Source organism: Lentzea sp. NPDC051213, from assembly GCF_044455585.1.
In the GTDB taxonomy this organism is placed as follows: domain Bacteria; phylum Actinomycetota; class Actinomycetes; order Mycobacteriales; family Pseudonocardiaceae; genus Lentzea.
The window spans coordinates 832,451-851,651 of sequence record NZ_JBITEX010000004.1; the positions used below are offsets into that span (position 1 = coordinate 832,451).

A 19,201-nucleotide genomic window follows, 5' to 3' on the forward strand; every position below is an offset into this window, starting at 1 on the left:
CAACGTTGCGCTGACGCGAGCCGGTTCGCCACGCGTTGCTCTTCTGCGTACCTCTGGGCTTCTTGTATTCGTATTCGCACGAGTTCTTCTTGCAGAGACATGGGAGTCAGACCCTTGTTCAGGTAGGTGGGCTTCGCGATGTGGTCGATCTGCACGGCGTTCACGCAGCGGCCTCCGTCTTGTCAGCGGTGACAACTGCAGCAGCGTCCTTGCGCGGACGGCCACGCGGGCGCTTCCGCGCGATGACGACACCGCGCTCGAAGATCTCTCCACCCCAGACACCCCACGGCTCGTGACGCGCAAGCGCGCCGGCGAGGCACTCGGCGAGCACCGGGCAGGTCCCGCAGAAGGACTTCGCCTTCTCGAGCTCCGCCGGCACATCGGCGAACCAGAGGTCGGGGTTGTGGGTGCGGCAGGGCAGGTCAAGCCCCTCCGCGAGGTCCGGAAGTGTCTCGCCGGTGAGCGGGACAGTCACGGTCAACATCAGGGTTTTCTCCTTGTGTGGGGTACAGCAAAAACACGAAAGCCGCGGACTCTGTGCGAGTCCGCGGCTTTCGTGAGCCTGGTGGTCCTTCGACCCTCTATGGGGTCGGCAGGAGCCTTCTCACATGATGCGCGGACAGCGCAGTCGTGTAGTTGGGAACGTCATTTGCGACTGGCACCAAGATCGGCTGCTCATCGAGCAGACTGGTGCCGCGCTCGCGGCCCTTCAGGGCCACCGACTTCAGGGCCGACCTGTGGGCAGAGTGCTGCCACATGGCCTGAGCGGAAGCGGGCGTGCAGAAGCCCTCGGACGCGGGGAGGCCGAGCGCGCGCGAGATGTTGGTCTTCTTCACAACGGCCACCTCCTCCGACAGGGCTCTGCTGAGAGAGCTTGTAGTAGTAGTTCTTCTTCCCCAGACGGGTCCTCCGGACCCGGCATGAGCAGGTTATGACCCCGTCCCAGGGGCTCGCAACCTATTTAACGAAACTTGTCCCGATCAGGTGGCGGAGTACCCGACACCGGCTCGGACCAGGCCCAACACATCATCGCCGAACTTATCAAGCTTCGAGGCGCCGATGCCCGAGATCGCCACAAGTCCGGCCGAATCCGTGGGTCGCTGCTCCGCGATCGCCATCAGCGTCGCGTCGGTGAAGACGACGTACGCGGGCACCTTCAGCTCCCGCGCCCGTTCCGAACGCCACGCCCGCAGCGACGCGAGCAGCTCTTCGTCCACATCGGACGGGCAGGACGTGCAGCGACCGAGCTTCACGGCCTGCGCCTCGATCAACGTCGACGCGCACACCCGGCACGTCGGCTTTTCCTTCTTCATCAAGGGAGGCCGCTGCGCACTGGCAGATACGCGCGCCGCCGGGTGGTTCTCCGGTACCAGGCTGTAGAGGAAGCGTGACCGGCGGCGGTACTTGCGCCCGCCCGCCGCGCGCGACAACGCCCACGACAGCCAGATGTGCTCACGCGCGCGCGTGACACCTACATATAGAAGGCGGCGCTCTTCTTCGATCTTCGCGTCGTCGCCGTCGGCGTACTGGATCGGCATCGTGCCCTCGACCAGCCCGACGAGGAACACGGCGTCCCACTCCAGGCCCTTCGACGCGTGCAGCGACGCGAGCGTCACGCCCTCGACCGTCGGCGGGTGCTGGGCCTCGGCCCGCATGTCCAGTTCCAGGCAGAACCGCGGCAGGTCGGCCTCGGGCACCGCGACGGCGAACTCCTCGGCGAGCTCGACCAGCGCGAGCAACGACTCCCACCGCTCGCGCTGGGAGCCACCGGTCGGCGGTTCGTCGGTCAGGCCGACGCGGCCGAGCACGGAGCGGACCACCTCGGGCAGGCTGCCGGAGACGTCACCCGCCGAGCGCAGCGTGATCATCGCCTGGCGCACCTCGGCGCGCTCGAAGAACCGCTCACCACCCCGCACCAGGTACGGGATGCCCAGCGACGCGAGCGCCTGCTCATACACCTCTGACTGCGCGTTGACCCGGTACAAGATCGCGATCTCGCTCGCCGCCACGCCCTCGTCCAGCAGCGCTTTGATGCGCAACGCGACCGCGTCGGCCTCGGCCGGCTCGTCGTCGAACTCGTGGAACCGCGGCAGCGGCCCCTCCGGACGCTGCCCGATCAAGTTCAGCCGCGAGCCCGCGGGACGGCCGCGCGCCCACTTGATCACGTCGTTGGCCAGCGCCACGACCTGGGGCGTCGACCGGTAGTCGCGCTCCAGCCGCACGACGGCCGCTTCCGGGAACCGCCGGCCGAAGTTGAGCAGCGGCTGCGGCGAGGCGCCCGCGAAGGAGTAGATGGTCTGGTTCGCGTCGCCGACCACCGTCAGGTCGTCGCGGCCGCCCAGCCACGAGTCGAGCACGCGCTGCTGCAGCGGCGTCACGTCCTGGTACTCGTCGACCACGAAGCAGCGGTAGCGGTCGCGGAACTCCTGCGCGACCTCCAGGTTGTCCTCCAGCGCCGCGGCCGTGTGCAGCAGCAGGTCGTCGAAGTCGAGCAGCTGCGCCTCGTTCTTGAGCTGCTCGTACGTCGTGTAGAGCTTCATGATCTGGTCGGCGGGCGCCGGGATGTCCCTGGCCGCGCGCGAGGCGGCCGCCGGGTAGTCCTCCGGCGTCAGCAGCGACGCCTTCGCCCACTCGATCTCGCTGGTGAGGTCGCGCAGGGCGTCCGGCTCGGTCGGCAGTCCCAGCCGGGACGCGGCGCGGGCGACGACCTTGATCTTCTGGTCGATCAGGTCCCAGCGCGGGCCGCCGATGACGCGTGGCCAGAAGTAACGCAGCTGGCGGGAGGCGGCGGCGTGGAACGTCACGGCCTGTGCGCCGTGCACGTCGAGAGAACGCAGACGCGTACGCATCTCTCCGGCGGCACGCTTGGTGAAGGTGACGGCGAGGACCTGCGACGGGGCGATGTGGCCGCGTTGGCACAGGTAGGCGATCCGGTGGGTGATGGTCCGGGTTTTTCCGGTGCCGGCGCCCGCGAGCACGCACACCGGGCCGCGCGGTGCTTCCACCGCTGCGCGCTGTTCCGGATCAAGACCCTCCAGCAACGCCGTCATGCCAGGCAGTCTCGCAGACGGCCGATGTGAGTCCGAGACCACCGCGCCGTATCCTGGTGGGTATGGCTGGTAAGCAGGACAAGGCGGCTGCCAAGGAAGCGGCGAAGGTTCGCCGCGCGGCATCACGCGAACGGCGCAAGCAGATCTTCGAGGCGTTCAAGATGCAGCGCCGCGAGGACAAGGCTCTGATCCCGATGATGCTGGGAGCACTGCTCGGCGTCACCGCGATCGCCGTGGTCCTGGGCATCGTCATCAACGCGGTCTGGATGGTCGTGCCGCTGGGCGTCGCCATCGGCGCGCTGCTGGCCGTGATCATCTTCGGCCGCCGGGTGCAGAGCAACGTCTTCCGCAAGGCCGACGGCCAGCCGGGTGCCGCCGCGTGGGCGCTCGAGAACCTGCGCGGCCGCTGGCGCGTCACCCCCGCCGTCGCGGGCACGACCCAGCTCGACGCCGTGCACCGCGTGCTCGGCCGTCCCGGTGTCGTCCTGGTCGCCGAGGGCGCGCCGCAGCGGGTGAAGCCGCTGCTCGCCCAGGAGAAGAAGCGCATCGCGCGCGTCGTCGGCAACACGCCGATCTACGACTTCATCATCGGCAGCGACGAGGGCCAGATCGCGCTGAAGAAGCTGCAGTCGACGCTCATGAAGCTGCCGCGCAACATCACGGCCGCCCAGGTCGACGCCCTCGAGACCCGCCTCGCCGCGCTGTCCAGCCGCGGTGCCGCGCTGCCGAAGGGCCCGATGCCGGCGGGCGCGAAGATGCGCAACGTCCAGCGCACGCTCCGCCGTCGCTGATCTCTTACTACCGCTGACCAGCAAAGAGGCCCCGCCGCAGATCTGCGGCGGGGCCTCTTCACGTTCGTCTCCGAAGTTCAGCGCACCTTGATGACGACGGTGCCCGCCGCCTTGTCGTGCAGGCACCGGCCATCCGAGTCCCACACCAGCGCCGGAATCAGCGGGAAGATCAGGACCGTGCGCAGCAGCGCGCGGGGCAGGTGCACGAACGCCTTGCCGTCGATCCGCGCCACCCGCAGCCCGAACAACGCGTGCCCCGGCGTGAACCCGAAGAACGCGACCGCGACCACGGTGATGACGAACCAGGCCAGCAGGCTCCAGTTGCGCGGCAGGTCCGGCTGCGTGAAGACCGCCGCCACACCCGCGGAGAGCAGGAAGTCGACGAGGATGGCGAGCGTGCGCCGTCCGATCGAGGCGATGGAGCCCGGCCCCTTCTCCGGGAAGCCGTGACGCTCGCCACGCCAGCGCTGCTGGGTGCCATCGTTCGACTCGTCACCCGGAGACAACACCGAGTTGGGTCCTGACAGCCACGAACCGGTCCACCTGCTCACCCCACCAGAGTAAAGCCGTGCTCAACGGGTGAGGACCGGCAGGTCGCCTTGCCCGGTTGGGCGGTCCCGTTAACACTGGCGAAACATCCGAGTGACCGACGGGCAACACCGCCGTCATACGGTCGCTCGCGATGACCAGCCGTATTCCATAGTCAAGGAGTCGACGAGGGTGTTCAAAAATTCCGACGAGGTGCTGAAGTTCATCTCCGACGAGGGCGTCAAGTTCGTCGACGTGCGGTTCAGCGACCTGCCCGGCGTGATGCAGCACTTCACTCTGCCCGCCGCGGCGTTCGATGCCGACGCGATCGAAGAGGGTCTCGCCTTCGACGGCTCCTCCGTGCGTGGCTTCCAGTCGATCCACGAGTCGGACATGCTTCTGCTGCCCGACCTCTACACGGCGCGCCTGGACCCGTTCCGGATCGAGAAGACGCTGATCGTCAACTTCTTCGTGCACGACCCGTTCACGCGTGAGGCGTACAGCCGGGACCCGCGCAACATCGCGCGCAAGGCCGAGCAGTACATCACCGACTCGGGCATCGCCGACACGGCGTACTTCGGCTCCGAGGCCGAGTTCTACATCTTCGACTCGATCCAGTTCGACACCACCGCGAACGGGTCCTTCCACAAGATCGACTCTGAATCCGGCTGGTGGAACACCGGCCGCGAGGAAGAGGGCGGCAACCTCGGCTACAAGGTGAAGTACAAGGGCGGCTACTTCCCCGTCACGCCGACCGACCACTACGCGGACCTCCGCGACAAGATGGTCCTCAACATGCAGGCCCAGGGCTTCACCGTCGAGCGCGCCCACCACGAGGTCGGCACCGCGGGCCAGGCGGAGATCAACTACAAGTTCAACACGCTGCTGCACGCCGCGGACGACCTGATGCTGTTCAAGTACATCATCAAGAACACCGCGTGGCAGGCCGGCAAGACCGTCACCTTCATGCCGAAGCCCCTCTTCGGCGACAACGGCTCGGGCATGCACACGCACCAGTCGCTGTGGAAGGACGGCGCGCCGCTGTTCCACGACGAGAGCGGCTACGCGGGCCTGTCCGACATCGCCCGCCACTACATCGGCGGCATCCTGCACCACGCGCCGTCGCTGCTGGCCTTCACCAACCCGACGGTGAACTCCTACCACCGCCTGGTCCCCGGCTACGAGGCCCCGGTGTCGCTGGTCTACTCCCAGCGCAACCGCTCGGCGTGCGTGCGCATCCCGATCACGGGCAACAACCCGAAGGCCAAGCGCATCGAGTTCCGCTGCCCCGACTCGTCCGGCAACCCGTACCTCGCCTTCTCGGCGATGGTCATGGCGGGCCTCGACGGCGTGAAGAACAAGATCGAGCCGCCGGCCCCGATCGACAAGGACCTCTACGAGCTCCCGCCCGAGGAGGCTCGCGACGTCAAGCAGGTCCCCGCGACCCTCGACGCCGTGCTGGACAACCTCGAGGCCGACCACGAGTTCCTGCTCGAGGGCGGCGTGTTCACCCCGGACGTGATCGACACCTGGATCTCGTTCAAGCGTGAGCAGGAGATCGACCCGCTGCGTCTGCGCCCGAACCCCTACGAGTTCGCGCTGTACTACGACGTGTGATCGACACGGGTCTTTGACCTGATCGAGGGCCGGGTGACTGTTTTCAGTCGCCCGGCCCTTTGTCTGTGCTGAGCAAGGTCACGCTGCACAAAACCCCTCGTGCGTCCGTGCTGACCCGAACGTTGGTGACCAGGACGTTGCCCTCAGCCCCGGTCGCCAGCTTGATCCGAGCGTCACCACCGCTGAGAACCTGTGCGGACGTGCCGGCACCGGACAACTGCCACAGACCGTCGTTCACCGTCTCGATCAGATCCACCCGATCCAGCTCGGCCGTGGTGCCGTCCGGGTAGACGAGCCGGGCTGGTCCTGAGTAGCTGAACATCGTTTCTCCCGTCAGGTCAGCGGGCAGGCCGTTGAGCCCGCATCCGACACCCACGTGGTAGAGCTTGCCTGTGACGGAGTGGACTGTGCACGGCACCCGCAGGGTGTACGAGTCGGAGTGGATGAGCGTCGACCTCGACGACGTCGAGGTGCCGCAGGGCGAGCGGTTCGAGCACCACGTGCTGCGCCTCCCGTTCCCCTCGACCGGCGTCGTGGTGATCGAGGACGAGAAGGTTCTCCTGATGTGGCGCCACAGGTTCACCACCGGCGCGTGGGGCTGGGAGATCCCGGCGGGCCGCCTCGAAGCCGGCGAAGCGGTGGAGACGGCGGCGATCAGGGAGACCGAGGAAGAAACCGGCTACCGCGTCGGCACGATCGAACCGCTGATCACCTTCAACCCGTTGAACGGCATCAGCTCCACCACTACGCACATCTTCGTGGGCACCGACGCGATCAAGACGGGTGAGCCCGATCCCGCCGAGGCGGCGCGGATCGAGTGGGTGCCGCTCAACGAGATCCACTCGTACATCCGAAAAGGACTGATCCCGTGCGGGATCACGTTGGTGGCACTGAACACCTACCTCACGCTGCGAGCCTCGAGCGGACCTGCATGAGGGCCTCGCCGAGCAGGTTGAGGCCCAGCCACGAAGCGGGGTCCGCGGCTCGCGGGTCGGACGCGACGAGACCGATGCCCCACACGCGGTCCTGCGGGCTGGCTTCGACCAGGACGCGGGAACCCGTGCCCAGCAAGTAGGAGCGCAGCGCGGGATCCTGGCCGAACTTCGCCAGGTTTCCCTCGACGACGATCTCCAACCGTGCCGCGGTCCACTCCGGGTCGGAGAAACCGGAGACCTCGCGGCCTAGCGCCTTGGCCTCGCCCGGCGACGACGCGGCGAGCACACGGGCGGCCACCTCGGTGTCCGAGAACAGCAAAGCCTTGCGCCACATCATGTAGTGCTCGGCGGAGGCGAACGAGACGCCGTCGACGACGAACGTGCACGGCCACCACTGCGACAGGCAGCCCTTGCCGATGCTGCCGTCGCGCTCCGGCTGGTGGCCCCAGAAGAACAGGTACTTAGCCAAGATCGATCACTTCGGGACCGGGATACCGGTCACGGTGATCGCGGCACCGGTCGGTGCGAACTGGCCGGAGATCGACGAGAACGTCAGCGTGACCGAGTTCACACCCGAGCCGAGCTTCTCGTCCAGGACGACGGTGCCCGAGGTCTTGCTGCCTTGGGTCACGAGGCCTTCCCACTTGCTGCTCGATGCCGCGTAGGTGCGCTTCAGGTCGTCCAGGACGGCGATACCGTCCACGGGGAGGGTCATGCGGGCCTGGGAGGCGTTCGTGGCCGTCACGAAGAGCTTCAGGCGGCCGTTCGCCGATTCCACGCGGGTCACCTCGACGGTGAGCATGCCGCGCTGCTGCTTGAAAGAACCGGTCCCGACCTTCACGTCTGCCGACGGCTCGGTGGTTTCCAGTGCGCCATCAGGGGTTTCGACGCCGTTCGACGTAGTCGTCGTGGCGTTGACGTTGGGCTGGGCGGCGGAGTTGTCACCGCTCAGTGCAAACTGAATCACACCGAGTAGCGCAAGCACCCCAGCAGCCACGCCCGCGATGGCGATCACGGTCTTTCCTCGGCGCGTGACCCGACGATGCTGCATGACTTCCTCTGGTAGACCCCCGTGACGAACTACAGCTCCCCCCGCTGAGCGCGCCTAGTCTCATCTCGATTGGGTGAAACGTCAATGCGCTAGGGTCCGCCCGTGTCCCAAGATGTCGCCGAATTCACGGCTCCGCAGCTGCTCACCACCCACATCGTCGACTCGGTGACCGAGGCGCTCGAAGCGGTTCAGGCCGCTGACGTGCTCGACCTCGGTGTCCGCGTCTACAACCGGCTCGTTCCCGACTCCGAAGACGCCGAGGCGTTGGAGGAGGAGTGGGTGATCGAGGTCTACACCAGCGCTCCTGCGGTGGACCCCGACCAGGACGAGGACTGAGCAGCCCAGAAATGGGGGCACCCCACCAGGAGTGCCCCCAAACCTGAAACCAGCCTGAAGATTTTCAGACGGTCAGCACGACTTTGCCGCGCACGTGCCCGCCCTCGAGCAACTTGTGCGCCTTCACCGCATCTGACAGCGGAAACGTCTGCTGCACCTCGACTCGCAGCTTGCCGGCGGCGACCAGGTCGGCCAGCCACTGCGTCTGCTCGGCGTTCGGCCGGGCCCACGTGTTGATCACACCGTGTTCCAGCGACTTCGGCCCGTCCACAATGGACGTCATCCGCGCCCGGTCGCGCACCAGCTCCAGCGACTGCTCGAACGCGGGCCCGCCGACGTTGTCGATCACCACGCCGACCTTGCCGTCGCCGCCGACCTGCTCCGCCACGGCGTCCACCAGCCCGTCGCCGTAGGCAACTGGTTCGGCACCAAGCGATCGGACGAAGTCGTGGTTGCGCGGCGACGCCGTCCCGAGGATCCGCGTGGCACCGAGCTCGCGTGCGATCTGCACCTGCAGGTGGCCGACGCCTCCGGCGGCCGCGTGCACGAGCACCGTGTCGCCCGCACCGGTGCCGACCGCCTTCAACGCCTGCAACGCCGTCAACCCGGCCAGCGGCAACGCGCCCGCGGTCACGAAGTCCACGGTGGACGGTTTGCGCGCGACCATCCGGTCCGGCACCGCGATGAGCTCGGCGTACGCACCGAACTGCACGTGGTCTTTACGCGCGTAAGCGAGCACCTCGTCGCCCGGCTTCCACGCCTGGACGCCGATGCCGACGGCCCGCACCACGCCGGCCACGTCCCAGCCGGGGATCAGCGGCATGTGGTGCGGCAGCAGGCCCTGCAGGTATCCGGCTCTGATCTTGAAGTCCACCGGGTTGATCCCGGCCGCCTTCACCTCCACCAGCACCTGGTCAGGCCCCAGGAGCGGATCTGGCAGCTCCTGGAAAGACATGACCTCGGGATCGCCGAACTGGGTCAACGCGATGGCTTTCACAGTTTCTCACCGTAGAAGACTCGTTCGGCTACCGCACGTGCACGGCGCGTAGTGCGGCGATATTCCTCCACGAACACGCCCGGATCGCCATCCGGCTCGTAGCCCATCACGGAGGCGACCGCGACGAGATCGCGACCGGACGTCGGCAGCTGATCGGAAGCCTTGCCCCGCACCAACGTCACGGCGTTGCGCGCGTGCGTCGCGAGGTTCCACGCGGCTGTCAGCGCCGCGGCGTCGTCCTCAGCCAGCAGACCGGCGGAGACGGCCGCCGCCATAGCGCCCATTGTGGACGGTGTGCGCAGACCGGGCACCGCGCCGGAGTGCTGCAGCTGCAACAACTGCACGGTCCACTCGACGTCCGCGAGCCCGCCGCGACCGAGCTTGGTGTGGGTGCTCGGGTCGGCACCGCGCGGCAGCCGTTCCGCGTCGACCCGCGCCTTGATCCGCCGGATCTCCCGCACCGACGCCGCGTCCAGCCCCTCTGCCGGATAGCGCAGCGGGTCGATCAACGCCTCGAACTCAGCACCGAGCGCGACGTCGCCCGCGATGAACCGGGCCCGCAGCAGCGCCTGCTTCTCCCAGAGCTCCGCCCACTGCCGGTAGTACGCGCGGTACGAGTCCAGCGTGCGCACCAGCGGCCCCTGCCGCCCTTCCGGCCGCAGATCCGCGTCGACCTGCAGCGGCGGGTCCTGCGACGGCGCGCCGAGCAGCCGCCGGATGTTCTCCACGACACCGCTCGCCCACTTCGCCGCCTCGGCGTCGGACACGCCCGCGACCGGCCGGCAGACGAACATCACGTCCGCGTCCGAGCCGTAGCCGAGCTCGTGCCCGCCGAGCCGTCCCATGCCGATGACGGACAGCGCGGCCAACGGCGTCCCCGCCGCGCGCACCGCCGCGTCGAGCGCGCTCTGCAGCACCGCGCTCCACACCTCGGACAGCGACACGCACACCGTCTCCAGCGGCATGACTCCCAGCAGGTCGGCGGAGGCGATGCGCAGCAACTCGTGCCGCCGCATCGACCGCGCGGCCATGACCGCACGCGTCAGGTCGCCGTATCGGGAGACCGCGCTGCGCAACGGGTTCCCCACCGCGTGCGGATCACGCCCGACCAGCGCGTCGGTGTCCGCGAGCAGCCGCAGCACCTCCGGCGCCCGCACCAGCAGGTCGGGCACCAGGCGGGAGGTGCCGAGCAGCACCGCGAGCCGTTCCACGACCGCGCCCTCGTCCCGCAGAAGCCGCAGGTACCAGGGTGTTTCGGCGAGTGCCTCGGACACCTTCCGGTACGCGAGCAGCCCGCCGTCCGGATCGGGCGTGCCGGCGAACAGGTCGAGCAGCACCGGCAGCAACGCGCCCTGGATGCGAGCACGCCGGGACATGCCGTGCGTCAGTGCCTGGATGTGCCGCAACGCGCCGTCGGGCGAGGTGTAGCCGAGCGCGGCGAGCCGGGCGACGGCCTCCTTGGTGGTCAGCCGCAACGCCTCGGTAGGCACACCCGCGACGGACTGCAGCAGCGGCCGGTAGAACAGCTTCTCGTGCAGGCGCCGGACCTGGTTGGCGTGCTTGCGGAACTCCGCGAGCAGCACCTGCCCCTCCGACCGCTGCCCGTCCGCGGCCATCCCGGTGGAGCGCGCGAGCCAGCGCAACGCCGTGGCGTCGTCGTCAGCCGGGAAGAGGTGCGTGCGCAGTAGACGCTGCAGCTGCAGCCGGTGCTCCAACGTGCGCAGGAACCGGTACGAACGCCCGAAGTCCGCCGCGTCGTTGCGCCCGACGTAACCGCCCGTGCCCAGAGCCGCGAGCGCGGCCGTCGTCGCCTGAATGCGCAGGTCCTCGTCGGAACGACCGTGCACGAGCTGCAACAGCTGCACCGCGAACTCGACGTCGCGCAGACCACCGCGGCCGAGCTTGAGCTCGCGTTCGGCGAGCCCGGTCGGCACGTGGTCCTCGACGCGGCGGCGCATCGCCTGCACGTCCTCGACGAAGTTCTCGCGTTCCGCCGCCGTCCACACGTACGGCCGCACCACGTCGAGATAGGCCTGCCCGAGCTCGGCGTCGCCCACGACCGGCCGCGCCTTGAGCAGCGCCTGGAACTCCCAGGTCCGCGCCCACTTCTTGTAGTAGGACGCGTGGCCGTCGAGGGTGCGGACCAGCGCACCGGCCTTGCCCTCCGGCCGCAGCGCCGCGTCGACCTCGAAGCACGACTGGCCCGCGATCTGCATCATCGTGCTGGCCAGCCGCGTCGCCACGGCCAGGTCGCCCTCGGCGACGAACACGACGTCGACGTCGCTCACGTAGTTCAGCTCGTTCGCGCCGCACTTGCCCATCGCGATCACCGCGAGCCGGCAGCGATCCGCACCGTTCACGCGCGTCTCGGCGAGCTTCAGCGACACCCGAAGAGCAGCAACCGCGAGGTCAGAGAGCTGCGCGGCCACCGTGTCGTACGGAACGAAGGGCAGCGTGGGCTCGACGACGTGCGCCAGATCGTTCGCCGCCACGAGCAGCAGCTTGGCCCGGTACTCGGTGCGCAGCACGCCGTCGTCCGGCAGGTCCGACACGTCGATCTCGTCGGTGAGCGAGCGCCACCGTTCGGGGTTCACGACGAGGAAGTCCGACAGCGCGGTCGACGAACCGAGTACGGCAAGCAGGCGACCGCGCACCACCACGTCTTCACGCAACGCGGCCAGCAGGGCGTTCCAGTCGGCGACCGAGTGCAGCCGCTCGAGCCCGCGTAACGCGAGGTCGGGGTCGGGGCAGCGGGAGAGCGCGGCGAGCACCGGCTCCGAGCCGTCGGCGGGACGGCGGTCAGCCCACAGACCGAGTCCGCGCAGCACTTCCTCGCTGCGCGGCTCGGTGAGCCCGAATCTGGCTGGTGAAGCGGCGCGGACTGGTTCGCTCATCAATAGCCAACCTAGTCCCCGTCCCGCTAGAAGACGATCAGCGACAGCCCGTAGGCGACAACGGCGACGCAACCGGCGAAGCTCGCGTACGCCCCGGCCTTCTGGCCGCCCGACAACGCCCTGATCCCGACGACGAACAGGGTCACCACGAGCAGCGTCGCCAGCAGCGTGGCGGCGAACACCGTGAGCAGAGCCGTCCAGTTGACCGTCATGCCGCCCTACCTTCCATAGTGGGTTCGAAAGTGGTAATTCCGAACCTGTTGCTGGCAGGACGGGTATGGCTTTCATGCTGGCTGTCATGGGATGGCTGAGGTGGCTTGGCCGCTCGTTCTGCCGCTCCTTCTTGACCGCTGATCAGGCTCTGCGACCCATCGCTGTGTAGGGCGATGACGGCGGGAAGGGGCTGCCCCGGCAACCAGGTGGGAGGCGGGTAGTGGACACACTGGTCATCGGTATCGACGTCGCCAAGGAGTTGCACTGGGCTGTCGCCACGGTGCCCGATCCGCACACCGGCAAAGCACGAACTGTGTTGTCGCGCAAGGTGGACAACACCCCCGAGGGCATCAGCGGTCTGATCGACGACATCGCCGAGCTGGAGTCCAGGCACGGACCGGCGGTGGCCGGGATCGACATCCTGGGCGGGATCGCCCGGCTGCTGGAATGCCTGCTGCAGGCCGCCGGAGTGCGGCTGGTGCACGTCCCAGGCCTCGCGGTCAAGGTCAACCGCCGAGCCACCCGCGGGGGTGAGCACAAGAGCGACCCGCGCGACGCCCGTGTGATCGCCGACCTGGTGCGCTCCCGCGACGACCTGCGCGTGGTCACCCCGGTCAGCGACGACGACGCCGACCTCGCCCTGCTGGTCAGCCGCCGCCGCGAACTCACCGAATACCAGACCAACCGCATCACGCGGCTGCGTGACCTGCTCTGCTCCGTCCATCCCGGACTGGAACGTGTCGTCACCCCGCGCAACAAGCTGGACTTGGCACTGCTGGCCCGCTACGTCACCCCGGCCGAGATCCGCCGGGCCGGGCAGCGGCGTCTGAGCACCTACCTGGCCGGCACCGGACGGCACAACGGCCCGCTGATCGAGCGCCTGGTCACCAGAGCGCTCGACGCGGCCGGCCGCCAGCACGTCGTGGTGCCGGGGCAGGACGTTGCCGCCTGGCTGGTCAAGGACCTCGCGGCCGAACTGCTCGGGCTGCGCGACAAACTCGCTGACGTCGACGCCCAGATCGCGCAACGGCTGGCCCGGCACCCTGACGCGGCCCTCATCCAGAGCCTGCCGGGCATGGGGGCCACCCTGACCAGCGAGTTCCTCGCCGCGGCAGGCGACATCACCCGATTCGCCACACCCGACCAGCTCGCATCGGCCTCCGGCGTCGCCCCGGCCCTGCAACAGTCCGGCAAGACCCGCTACCTGCAACGCGCCACCGGCGGAGACCGCGCGCTCAAACGCGTCTTCTACCAAGCCGCTTTCTGCGCCCTGCAACGAGATCCGACCAGCCGCGCCTACTACGACCGCAAACGCCGGGAAGGCAAAACCCACCACCAGGCCGTCATCGCCCTGGCGCGCCGGCGCGTCAACGTCCTCTACGCGATCCTGCGCAACCGGCAGCCCTACGAGGCCCGCCCCCCACGCGTCACCGCTTGACTCACACATCAGGCTGCCACCTTGTGCAGCTCGGCCTGCGCGGCGACCTCGTCGACGATGTGCTCCGGCTTGACCGGCTCGCGCCGCGACAGGATCCAGATGCCGATCGCCACCGCGGACCCGATCACGGCGACCCCGATGACCCCGGTGGTGCCGCTCGACGCCCACTTGCCCGCGATCGCGCCGACGATGCCGGCGGCAGGCAGCGTGAGCAGCCAGCCGGCGGCCATCTTGCCCATGGTGCCCCACTTGACGCCGTGGCGATCACGGCCGAGGCCGGAGCCCATGATGCCGCCGGACGCGACGTGCGTGGTGGACAGCGCGAACCCGAGGTGCGACGACGCGAGGATCGCGGCGGCGGTCGAGGTCTGCGCCGCGAAGCCCTGCGCGGGCTCGATGGTCGTCAGGCCGCGGCCGAGCGTGTGCGTGATCCGCCAGCCACCGAGGTACGTGCCCGCCGCGATCGCGAGGCCGGCGCTGACGATGACCCAGGTGGGCGGGCCGGAGCCGGGCTGCAGCGAGCCGGACGTGATCAGCGCGAGCGTGATGATGCCCATGGTCTTCTGCGCGTCGTTCGTGCCGTGCGCGAGCGAGACCAGCGACGCCGACGCGACCTGCCCGACCTTGAACCCGGTGTGCGAGACACGCGGGTCGGTGGCCTTCTTGAGCCGGTAGACGACGATCGTGGCGATGGCCGCGACCAGACCGGCGACCAGCGGCGCGGCGACCGCGGGCACCAGCACCTTGTCGACGACCTTGGCGAAGTGGATGGAGTCCGTCCCGGACGCGACCCAGGCCGCACCGATCAGGCCGCCGAACAACGCGTGCGATGAGCTGGAGGGCAGGCCCACGTACCAGGTGACGAGGTTCCACATGATCGCGCCGACCAGCCCGCCGAAGATGACCGCGGGCGTGATCTGGGCGTCGTCGACGATGCCGCCGGAGATGGTCTTGGCCACCTCAACGGACAGGAACGCGCCTACGAGGTTGAGGACCGCCGACAACGCGACCGCCGTCCGGGGCTTGAGAGCACCGGTGGCGATGGAGGTGGCCATGGCGTTGGCCGTGTCGTGGAACCCGTTGGTGAAGTCGAAGATGAGAGCAGTGACAACGACGATGATCACTACAAGAGCGGGATCCACACTGATCCTCCGGCTGGATCGAACAAGGTGCTCGAGAACGACGGTACCGGGTACTCAGGATGCCTTATAACCTACGAAAGTAACGTCACACCAACGGAAGTTGTGTGCCCAAACACCCCGCGGGAGACAGTTCTCCCCGCACCAGCTTCGCGAATCTGGCGACGAACGGCTGCCACACCTCTTCGATGTCGCGGTGGGCCTCCTCGAGGAAGTCCTGGTCGAAGTGCCGGGGCCGCGCACACGCCGCCGACTCAGGGTCCTTCTCGGCCCAGTTCAAGACGATTTCCGGCGTCGTCTCGATGTGGAACTGCAGGCCGTAAGCACTCGCACCGACCCGAAACGCCTGATTCGGATATTTCGTGGAGGCGGCGAGATGCTCCGCGCCGGGCGGCAGCACGTGCACCTCGTCGAGGTGGAACTGCAGCACGTCGGGCGTGAACGGCAGGTCTGCGAACAACGGGTCGTTGGCGGCGACGTCCCGCTTGGCCACCAGCAACACACCGACCTCAGGCCCCTGCGGCCCTCTGCGCACCTGCCCACCCGTGGCGGCCGCGAGCAACTGCGCGCCGAGGCAGATCGCCAGCACCGGCTTGCGCTGGGAGACGGCGCTGGACAACAGCTTCCGCACATCGGCCAGCCACGGGTGGTCGAGGTCGTCGAGCGCCCCCATCTCCCCGCCGAGGCAGAGCACGCCCTGGTAGTCGTCGAGGCTCGCCGGCGCCTGCTCGTCCCACAGCGGCACGAGATCGAGCTCCATGCCTTCGGTCTTCAGCCACTCGCCCAGCTTGGCGAGGGGGTCCGACTTCGAAGGCTGCAGGACGAGCAGGCGCGGTGACGTCACGGATGCGAGCCTATGTCGGGTTGTGTCAGCAATGACACGCGACCTTAGAAACACTCGGTGCTGCTGTGGTGGGCAGGGCTGGTCCCGCGGTGGTGGGCAGGGCTGCTTCCTTGGCGGTGGGAAGGGTTGCTTCCTTGGCGGCGGGAAGGGTGGTTCCCGCGACGTTGGGAAGACTTGCTCCGGCGGCGGCGGGAAGGCTTGTCCCGGCGGCGGTGGGAAGGCTTGTTTCGGCGAGCGCGTCCGACTCGATCGGATAGCCCGCCTCTCGCCATGCCGTGATGCCGCCGGAGAGTCGCTTCACGCGGAACCCTCGGCGGGCGAGTTCCAGGGCGCCCTTGGTGGCGGCGTTGCACTGGAAGCTCTCGCAGTAGCAGATGTAGACCTTGCTGGGGTCGAGGTCCAGCTGTTCGGGGAGGTCTCGGTACGGCAGGTTGATCGCGCCGGGGATGCGGGCCTGGGCGAACGCTTCTGGGCTGCGCGTTTCCACGAGTACGTATTGGTTGTTGGTGGCTGCGTTGTCGGCTGGGTTGTCGGCTGGGTTGTCGACTGAGTTGGTGGCTTGGTTGGTGGTGGCTGCCTGCATGTCGCGGTAGACGTCGTCCGGGTCGGCCTCGAAGGCGAGCTCGGCCGCGAAGAACTCGGCGGCGACGCTGGGGTCGGCGGCGGGGAAGCGCAGTGCGTTCGTCATGGCTTGATCTTGCGGTTCTCCGTCGCCGTTTCACATGAGGAAGTCCAGGCGTTCAGGCCGTTCTGCCTATGATTTCTCGGTGGAACTCGATGCTGTGGACTGGAAGATCCTCGAGCTGCTGCAGCAGGACGGGCGGATGTCCTTCACCGCACTGGCCCGCGAAGTCTCCCTGTCCGCGCCCGCGGTGACCGAACGAGTGCGCCGCCTGGAGTCGCTGGGCGTGATCACCGGCTTCGCCGCTGTGGTCTCGCCTGCCCGACTGGGTCTGCCGATCGAGTCGATCGTCCGGGTCCGGGTGAGGTCGCTCGACACGCCGCGGTTCCGGTCGCAGGTCCTGGTGCTGCCGCAGATCCTGGATGCCGACCACGTGACGGGGGATGACTGCTGGCTGCTGCGGGTGGTGTGCCGGTCGATGGTCGAACTGGAGGAGCTGGTCGAGGTGATGCAGCGGTACGGGGACACCACGACTTCGCTCGTCTTCTCTTCGCACGTGCGGAACCGGCCGGTCTCCTCGGCTCTCTTCACCCACATAGGTGACTCGAGTCCTGATCCGCGCTGAGGTGCGTCTTGTTGTGCGTCATTACCTCGTGGGTGGGTGTCCTGACCCCATGGTCATCTTCGTCGCGACATGAGGAAACGCGCGGTGGGGAGCAGGACGCTTCATGAGTGGGCGGGCGGGAGGAGCAGCACAGGTCATGTGGGAGACGGACGGGAGGAAGGTCACCGCCGAAACTCCGGCACCGAAACATCGACGCACGTCGGCGACGAACGTCACTACCGGAACTCCGGCGCTCTTCAGCATCGGGTCGAACTCCGGCACCGGACTCCAGCACCGGACTCTGACCCACTTCGACGCCGAACGTCACCACCGGAACTCCGACCAGTCCGACACCGCCCGGAAGCCGATGCCCATGTACACGGAGTTCGACGTCGGGTTGGCCAGGTCCGCGGTGAGCACGACGTGCTCGGCACCCGCCTCGTGCGCCCACTGGCTGACCGCTGCGGTGACCGCGGCCCCGTAGCCGTGACGGCGGTGCTCGGGCGGGGTGTAGACCGGGCCGATCCGCGACACCCCGCCTACCGGGGTGGTGCTCCCGGCCCAGGACACCGGTACCCCGTCGACTTGCCACAACACGTGGCCGGCCGACATCCAGCGGCTGTCCATCGCCCGCTTCTCGGCGGCCTCTCGGGTTAGTCCGTCGAGCTCTGCGGCGAAGGCGATCCACCATTCGGTGATCAGGGCGTCGTCGGCCGGGGTGGCTTGGCGGGCCTGGCCTGGGACATCGGGGACCGCCAGCTCTTCCAGTTGGTAGAGGCGCAGCGCGTAGAGCTCTCGGCCGCCGTCTCGCCACTGGGTGCGGAAGGCCTCGACGCGGTCGCGGGTGCCGGTGATCTCGTCGATTTTTCGGCCTCGTAGGGCCTCGGCTACTGCGGGGGCCGCGGCTGGTGGCATCGCTGCTACGTGGAGGGGGCGGCCCTCCATCTGGGTCACTGCTCCTACTACGGTTCCGTTGGCGTGCAAGGAGATCAGGGTTACGGGCTGGCGGTCGCCGCGTAGGGCGGCGTCTACCGCGGTTAGGTGCACGCTGTGGTTTACCGGGTCTGCTTCCAGGAACGCGCCGGCGGTGGCGACGAAGTCGCGGAGGTCGTTGTGCACTAGCGCTTCCACGTGTACTCCGCACAGTCGGTCAGCGGCCGGTAGCCGATGCGTTGGTAGATGGAGTTGGAGACCGGGTTGGTCAGGTCTGCGAAGAGGAGCACGGTTGTGGCGCCCTGGTTCTGGGCCCAGCGGCTTGCCACCGCGGTTACGGCTGCGCCGTAGCCGTGTTTGCGGTGGGTTGGTGGGGTGTAGACCGGGCCGACTCTCGACATCGCCGCTTGCGGGCGGCTTGCTGATGCCCAGGCGACTGGGAGGCCGTTCGACTCCCAGATGGCGTGGCCGTTGCCCAGGTTCAGGGAGCTGCGCACGGTTTCCTCTGGCGATGGGCCTGAGGGGGCGGCTGGGACTGCTTCCTCGGTGAACGCCTTCAGCCAGGAGCCCAGTAGGGGGACGTCGTCCTCGGTGGCAGCGCGGCCAGCTCCTGGGACGTCCGGTGGGGACAGTTTGTCCAGGTAGTACTGCCTGGTTGTCAGGGTTTCGACGAAGGGTTCACCCCACGCTTTGGCGAACGCCGCTGACCTTTCCTTTGGGCCGGTCACGCCTGGGGCGTTGGGGTCGGCCTCGCGGGCGATTTGCACTGCTAGGGCTACTGCTTCTAGCGGTAGGTCCGCGGCTTGGAAGGGCCAGGGCGGGGTGCGGATCAGGCTGCCGGCGAGGGTGCGTTGCTCGTGGAAGGTGATCAGGGTTGGCGGGCGGTCTGGGTCGGGGAGGCGGCGGGCTCGGTCCAGGGAGGTTAGGGCGATTGTGTTGCGCACCGGATCGGCTGCGAGCCGATCGTGGGCGACGGCGTCGAACGAGGCCAGGTTTGGGTGCACGACGACGTCCATGACTCCTATGAGATCAGGGCGCGCAAGCGAAAATGCAGAAGGCCCCTGCGGGGAGCACTTGATGTGCTCGACCCGCAGGGGCCTTCTGAAAGATTGTCCGGCGGCGACCTACTCTCCCACACCGTAACCAGTGCAGTACCATCGGCGCAGAAGGGCTTAACTACCGGGTTCGGAATGGGACCGGGTGTTTCCC

General features: G+C 68.2%; 21 protein-coding genes and 1 rRNA gene. 6 read left to right on the forward strand and 16 right to left on the reverse strand.

Features of this window, described 5'->3' with window-relative positions:
* Positions 1–160 precede the first annotated feature (160 nt).
* From ACIA8G_RS22180 to ACIA8G_RS22190, 3 genes are all read right to left on the reverse strand, one after another.
* Positions 161–484, reverse strand: a complete 324-nt coding sequence (locus tag ACIA8G_RS22180) for a WhiB family transcriptional regulator (RefSeq protein ID WP_396420515.1) — start codon at positions 482–484, stop codon at positions 161–163.
* 97 nt (positions 485–581) lie between these two features.
* Positions 582–836, reverse strand: a complete 255-nt coding sequence (locus ACIA8G_RS22185) for a hypothetical protein (RefSeq protein ID WP_396420516.1) — start codon at positions 834–836, stop codon at positions 582–584.
* Positions 837–980: 144 nt separating this feature from the next.
* Positions 981–3,050 (reverse strand): ATP-dependent DNA helicase UvrD2, encoded by a 2,070-nt coding sequence (locus ACIA8G_RS22190; RefSeq protein WP_396420517.1) that lies wholly within the window; start codon positions 3,048–3,050, stop codon positions 981–983.
* 62 nt (positions 3,051–3,112) lie between these two features.
* Here ACIA8G_RS22190 and ACIA8G_RS22195 point away from each other — a divergent pair, with 62 nt between their 5' ends.
* Positions 3,113–3,841, forward strand: coding sequence for a DUF4191 domain-containing protein (locus tag ACIA8G_RS22195; protein ID WP_396420518.1), 729 nt, complete (start codon positions 3,113–3,115; stop codon positions 3,839–3,841).
* Between the two features lie 77 nt (positions 3,842–3,918).
* Here the strand turns inward: ACIA8G_RS22195 and ACIA8G_RS22200 are convergent, their stop codons facing one another.
* The gene (locus ACIA8G_RS22200) at positions 3,919–4,392 is read right to left on the reverse strand and encodes an RDD family protein (RefSeq protein WP_396420519.1); all 474 of its coding nucleotides are present in this window, start codon (positions 4,390–4,392) and stop codon (positions 3,919–3,921) included.
* A 169-nt stretch (positions 4,393–4,561) separates the two neighbouring features.
* Here ACIA8G_RS22200 and glnA point away from each other — a divergent pair, with 169 nt between their 5' ends.
* The gene (glnA, locus tag ACIA8G_RS22205; RefSeq protein ID WP_396420520.1) at positions 4,562–5,986 is read left to right on the forward strand and encodes a type I glutamate--ammonia ligase; all 1,425 of its coding nucleotides are present in this window, start codon (positions 4,562–4,564) and stop codon (positions 5,984–5,986) included.
* Positions 5,987–6,029: 43 nt separating this feature from the next.
* On the opposite strand, the gene ACIA8G_RS22210 is transcribed toward glnA, so the two are convergent.
* Entirely contained in the window at positions 6,030–6,362 is a 333-nt protein-coding gene (locus ACIA8G_RS22210; protein ID WP_396420521.1) for a hypothetical protein, read from the reverse strand.
* Positions 6,363–6,378: 16 nt separating this feature from the next.
* Here ACIA8G_RS22210 and ACIA8G_RS22215 point away from each other — a divergent pair, with 16 nt between their 5' ends.
* Positions 6,379–6,921, forward strand: a complete 543-nt coding sequence (locus ACIA8G_RS22215; RefSeq protein WP_396420522.1) for an NUDIX hydrolase — start codon at positions 6,379–6,381, stop codon at positions 6,919–6,921.
* Here ACIA8G_RS22215 and ACIA8G_RS22220 read toward each other — a convergent pair.
* Both ACIA8G_RS22220 and ACIA8G_RS22225 read right to left on the reverse strand, forming a co-directional pair.
* Positions 6,890–7,390: an NADAR family protein gene (locus ACIA8G_RS22220; RefSeq protein WP_396420523.1), complete on the reverse strand. Its 501-nt coding sequence runs from the start codon at positions 7,388–7,390 to the stop codon at positions 6,890–6,892. The two genes, ACIA8G_RS22215 and ACIA8G_RS22220, sit on opposite strands and share 32 nt — an antisense overlap.
* A 6-nt stretch (positions 7,391–7,396) precedes the next feature.
* A complete protein-coding gene (locus tag ACIA8G_RS22225) occupies positions 7,397–7,888 on the reverse strand; it encodes a hypothetical protein (RefSeq protein WP_396420524.1) in 492 nt (163 codons plus the stop codon).
* A gap of 186 nt (positions 7,889–8,074) precedes the next feature.
* Here ACIA8G_RS22225 and ACIA8G_RS22230 point away from each other — a divergent pair, with 186 nt between their 5' ends.
* Positions 8,075–8,308, forward strand: a complete 234-nt coding sequence (locus tag ACIA8G_RS22230; protein ID WP_396420525.1) for a hypothetical protein — start codon at positions 8,075–8,077, stop codon at positions 8,306–8,308.
* A 64-nt stretch (positions 8,309–8,372) separates the two neighbouring features.
* Here ACIA8G_RS22230 and ACIA8G_RS22235 read toward each other — a convergent pair whose 3' ends face one another.
* From ACIA8G_RS22235 to ACIA8G_RS22245, 3 genes are read right to left on the reverse strand one after another with little or no spacing between them, the layout of a single operon-like run.
* A complete protein-coding gene (locus tag ACIA8G_RS22235; protein ID WP_396420526.1) occupies positions 8,373–9,305 on the reverse strand; it encodes an NADP-dependent oxidoreductase in 933 nt (310 codons plus the stop codon).
* Positions 9,302–12,199 carry a bifunctional [glutamine synthetase] adenylyltransferase/[glutamine synthetase]-adenylyl-L-tyrosine phosphorylase gene (locus ACIA8G_RS22240; RefSeq protein ID WP_396420527.1) on the reverse strand — a complete coding sequence of 966 codons (2,898 nt, stop codon included), beginning with the start codon at positions 12,197–12,199 and terminating at the stop codon, positions 9,302–9,304. The genes ACIA8G_RS22235 and ACIA8G_RS22240 overlap by 4 nt, the downstream gene beginning before the upstream one ends.
* A 26-nt stretch (positions 12,200–12,225) precedes the next feature.
* Complete coding sequence (locus ACIA8G_RS22245; protein WP_396420528.1) at positions 12,226–12,411, reverse strand: hypothetical protein; 186 nt, start codon at positions 12,409–12,411, stop codon at positions 12,226–12,228.
* A gap of 221 nt (positions 12,412–12,632) precedes the next feature.
* On the opposite strand from ACIA8G_RS22245, the gene ACIA8G_RS22250 reads away from it, so the two are divergent.
* Positions 12,633–13,850, forward strand: coding sequence for an IS110 family transposase (locus tag ACIA8G_RS22250; RefSeq protein WP_396420529.1), 1,218 nt, complete (start codon positions 12,633–12,635; stop codon positions 13,848–13,850).
* Positions 13,851–13,858: 8 nt separating this feature from the next.
* On the opposite strand, the gene ACIA8G_RS22255 is transcribed toward ACIA8G_RS22250, so the two are convergent.
* The 3 genes from ACIA8G_RS22255 to ACIA8G_RS22265 all read right to left on the reverse strand — a co-directional run bounded on the left by ACIA8G_RS22255 (position 13,859) and on the right by ACIA8G_RS22265 (position 16,521).
* Positions 13,859–14,992 (reverse strand): anion permease, encoded by a 1,134-nt coding sequence (locus ACIA8G_RS22255; protein ID WP_396420530.1) that lies wholly within the window; start codon positions 14,990–14,992, stop codon positions 13,859–13,861.
* An 85-nt stretch (positions 14,993–15,077) separates the two neighbouring features.
* A complete protein-coding gene (locus ACIA8G_RS22260) occupies positions 15,078–15,833 on the reverse strand; it encodes a type 1 glutamine amidotransferase (protein WP_396420531.1) in 756 nt (251 codons plus the stop codon).
* 25 nt (positions 15,834–15,858) lie between these two features.
* On the reverse strand, positions 15,859–16,521 hold the full coding sequence (locus ACIA8G_RS22265; protein WP_396420532.1) for a rhodanese-like domain-containing protein: 663 nt from the start codon (positions 16,519–16,521) through the stop codon (positions 15,859–15,861).
* Positions 16,522–16,600: 79 nt separating this feature from the next.
* Here ACIA8G_RS22265 and ACIA8G_RS22270 point away from each other — a divergent pair, with 79 nt between their 5' ends.
* On the forward strand, positions 16,601–17,080 hold the full coding sequence (locus ACIA8G_RS22270) for an Lrp/AsnC family transcriptional regulator (RefSeq protein WP_396420533.1): 480 nt from the start codon (positions 16,601–16,603) through the stop codon (positions 17,078–17,080).
* Positions 17,081–17,383: 303 nt separating this feature from the next.
* On the opposite strand, the gene ACIA8G_RS22275 is transcribed toward ACIA8G_RS22270, so the two are convergent.
* The 3 genes from ACIA8G_RS22275 to rrf form a co-directional block, all read right to left on the reverse strand.
* Entirely contained in the window at positions 17,384–17,974 is a 591-nt protein-coding gene (locus ACIA8G_RS22275) for a GNAT family N-acetyltransferase (RefSeq protein WP_396420534.1), read from the reverse strand.
* Between the two features lie 203 nt (positions 17,975–18,177).
* Positions 18,178–19,008 (reverse strand): GNAT family N-acetyltransferase, encoded by an 831-nt coding sequence (locus tag ACIA8G_RS22280; RefSeq protein ID WP_396420535.1) that lies wholly within the window; start codon positions 19,006–19,008, stop codon positions 18,178–18,180.
* A gap of 95 nt (positions 19,009–19,103) precedes the next feature.
* Positions 19,104–19,201 (reverse strand): 5S ribosomal RNA (gene rrf, locus ACIA8G_RS22285); the annotation flags it as partial.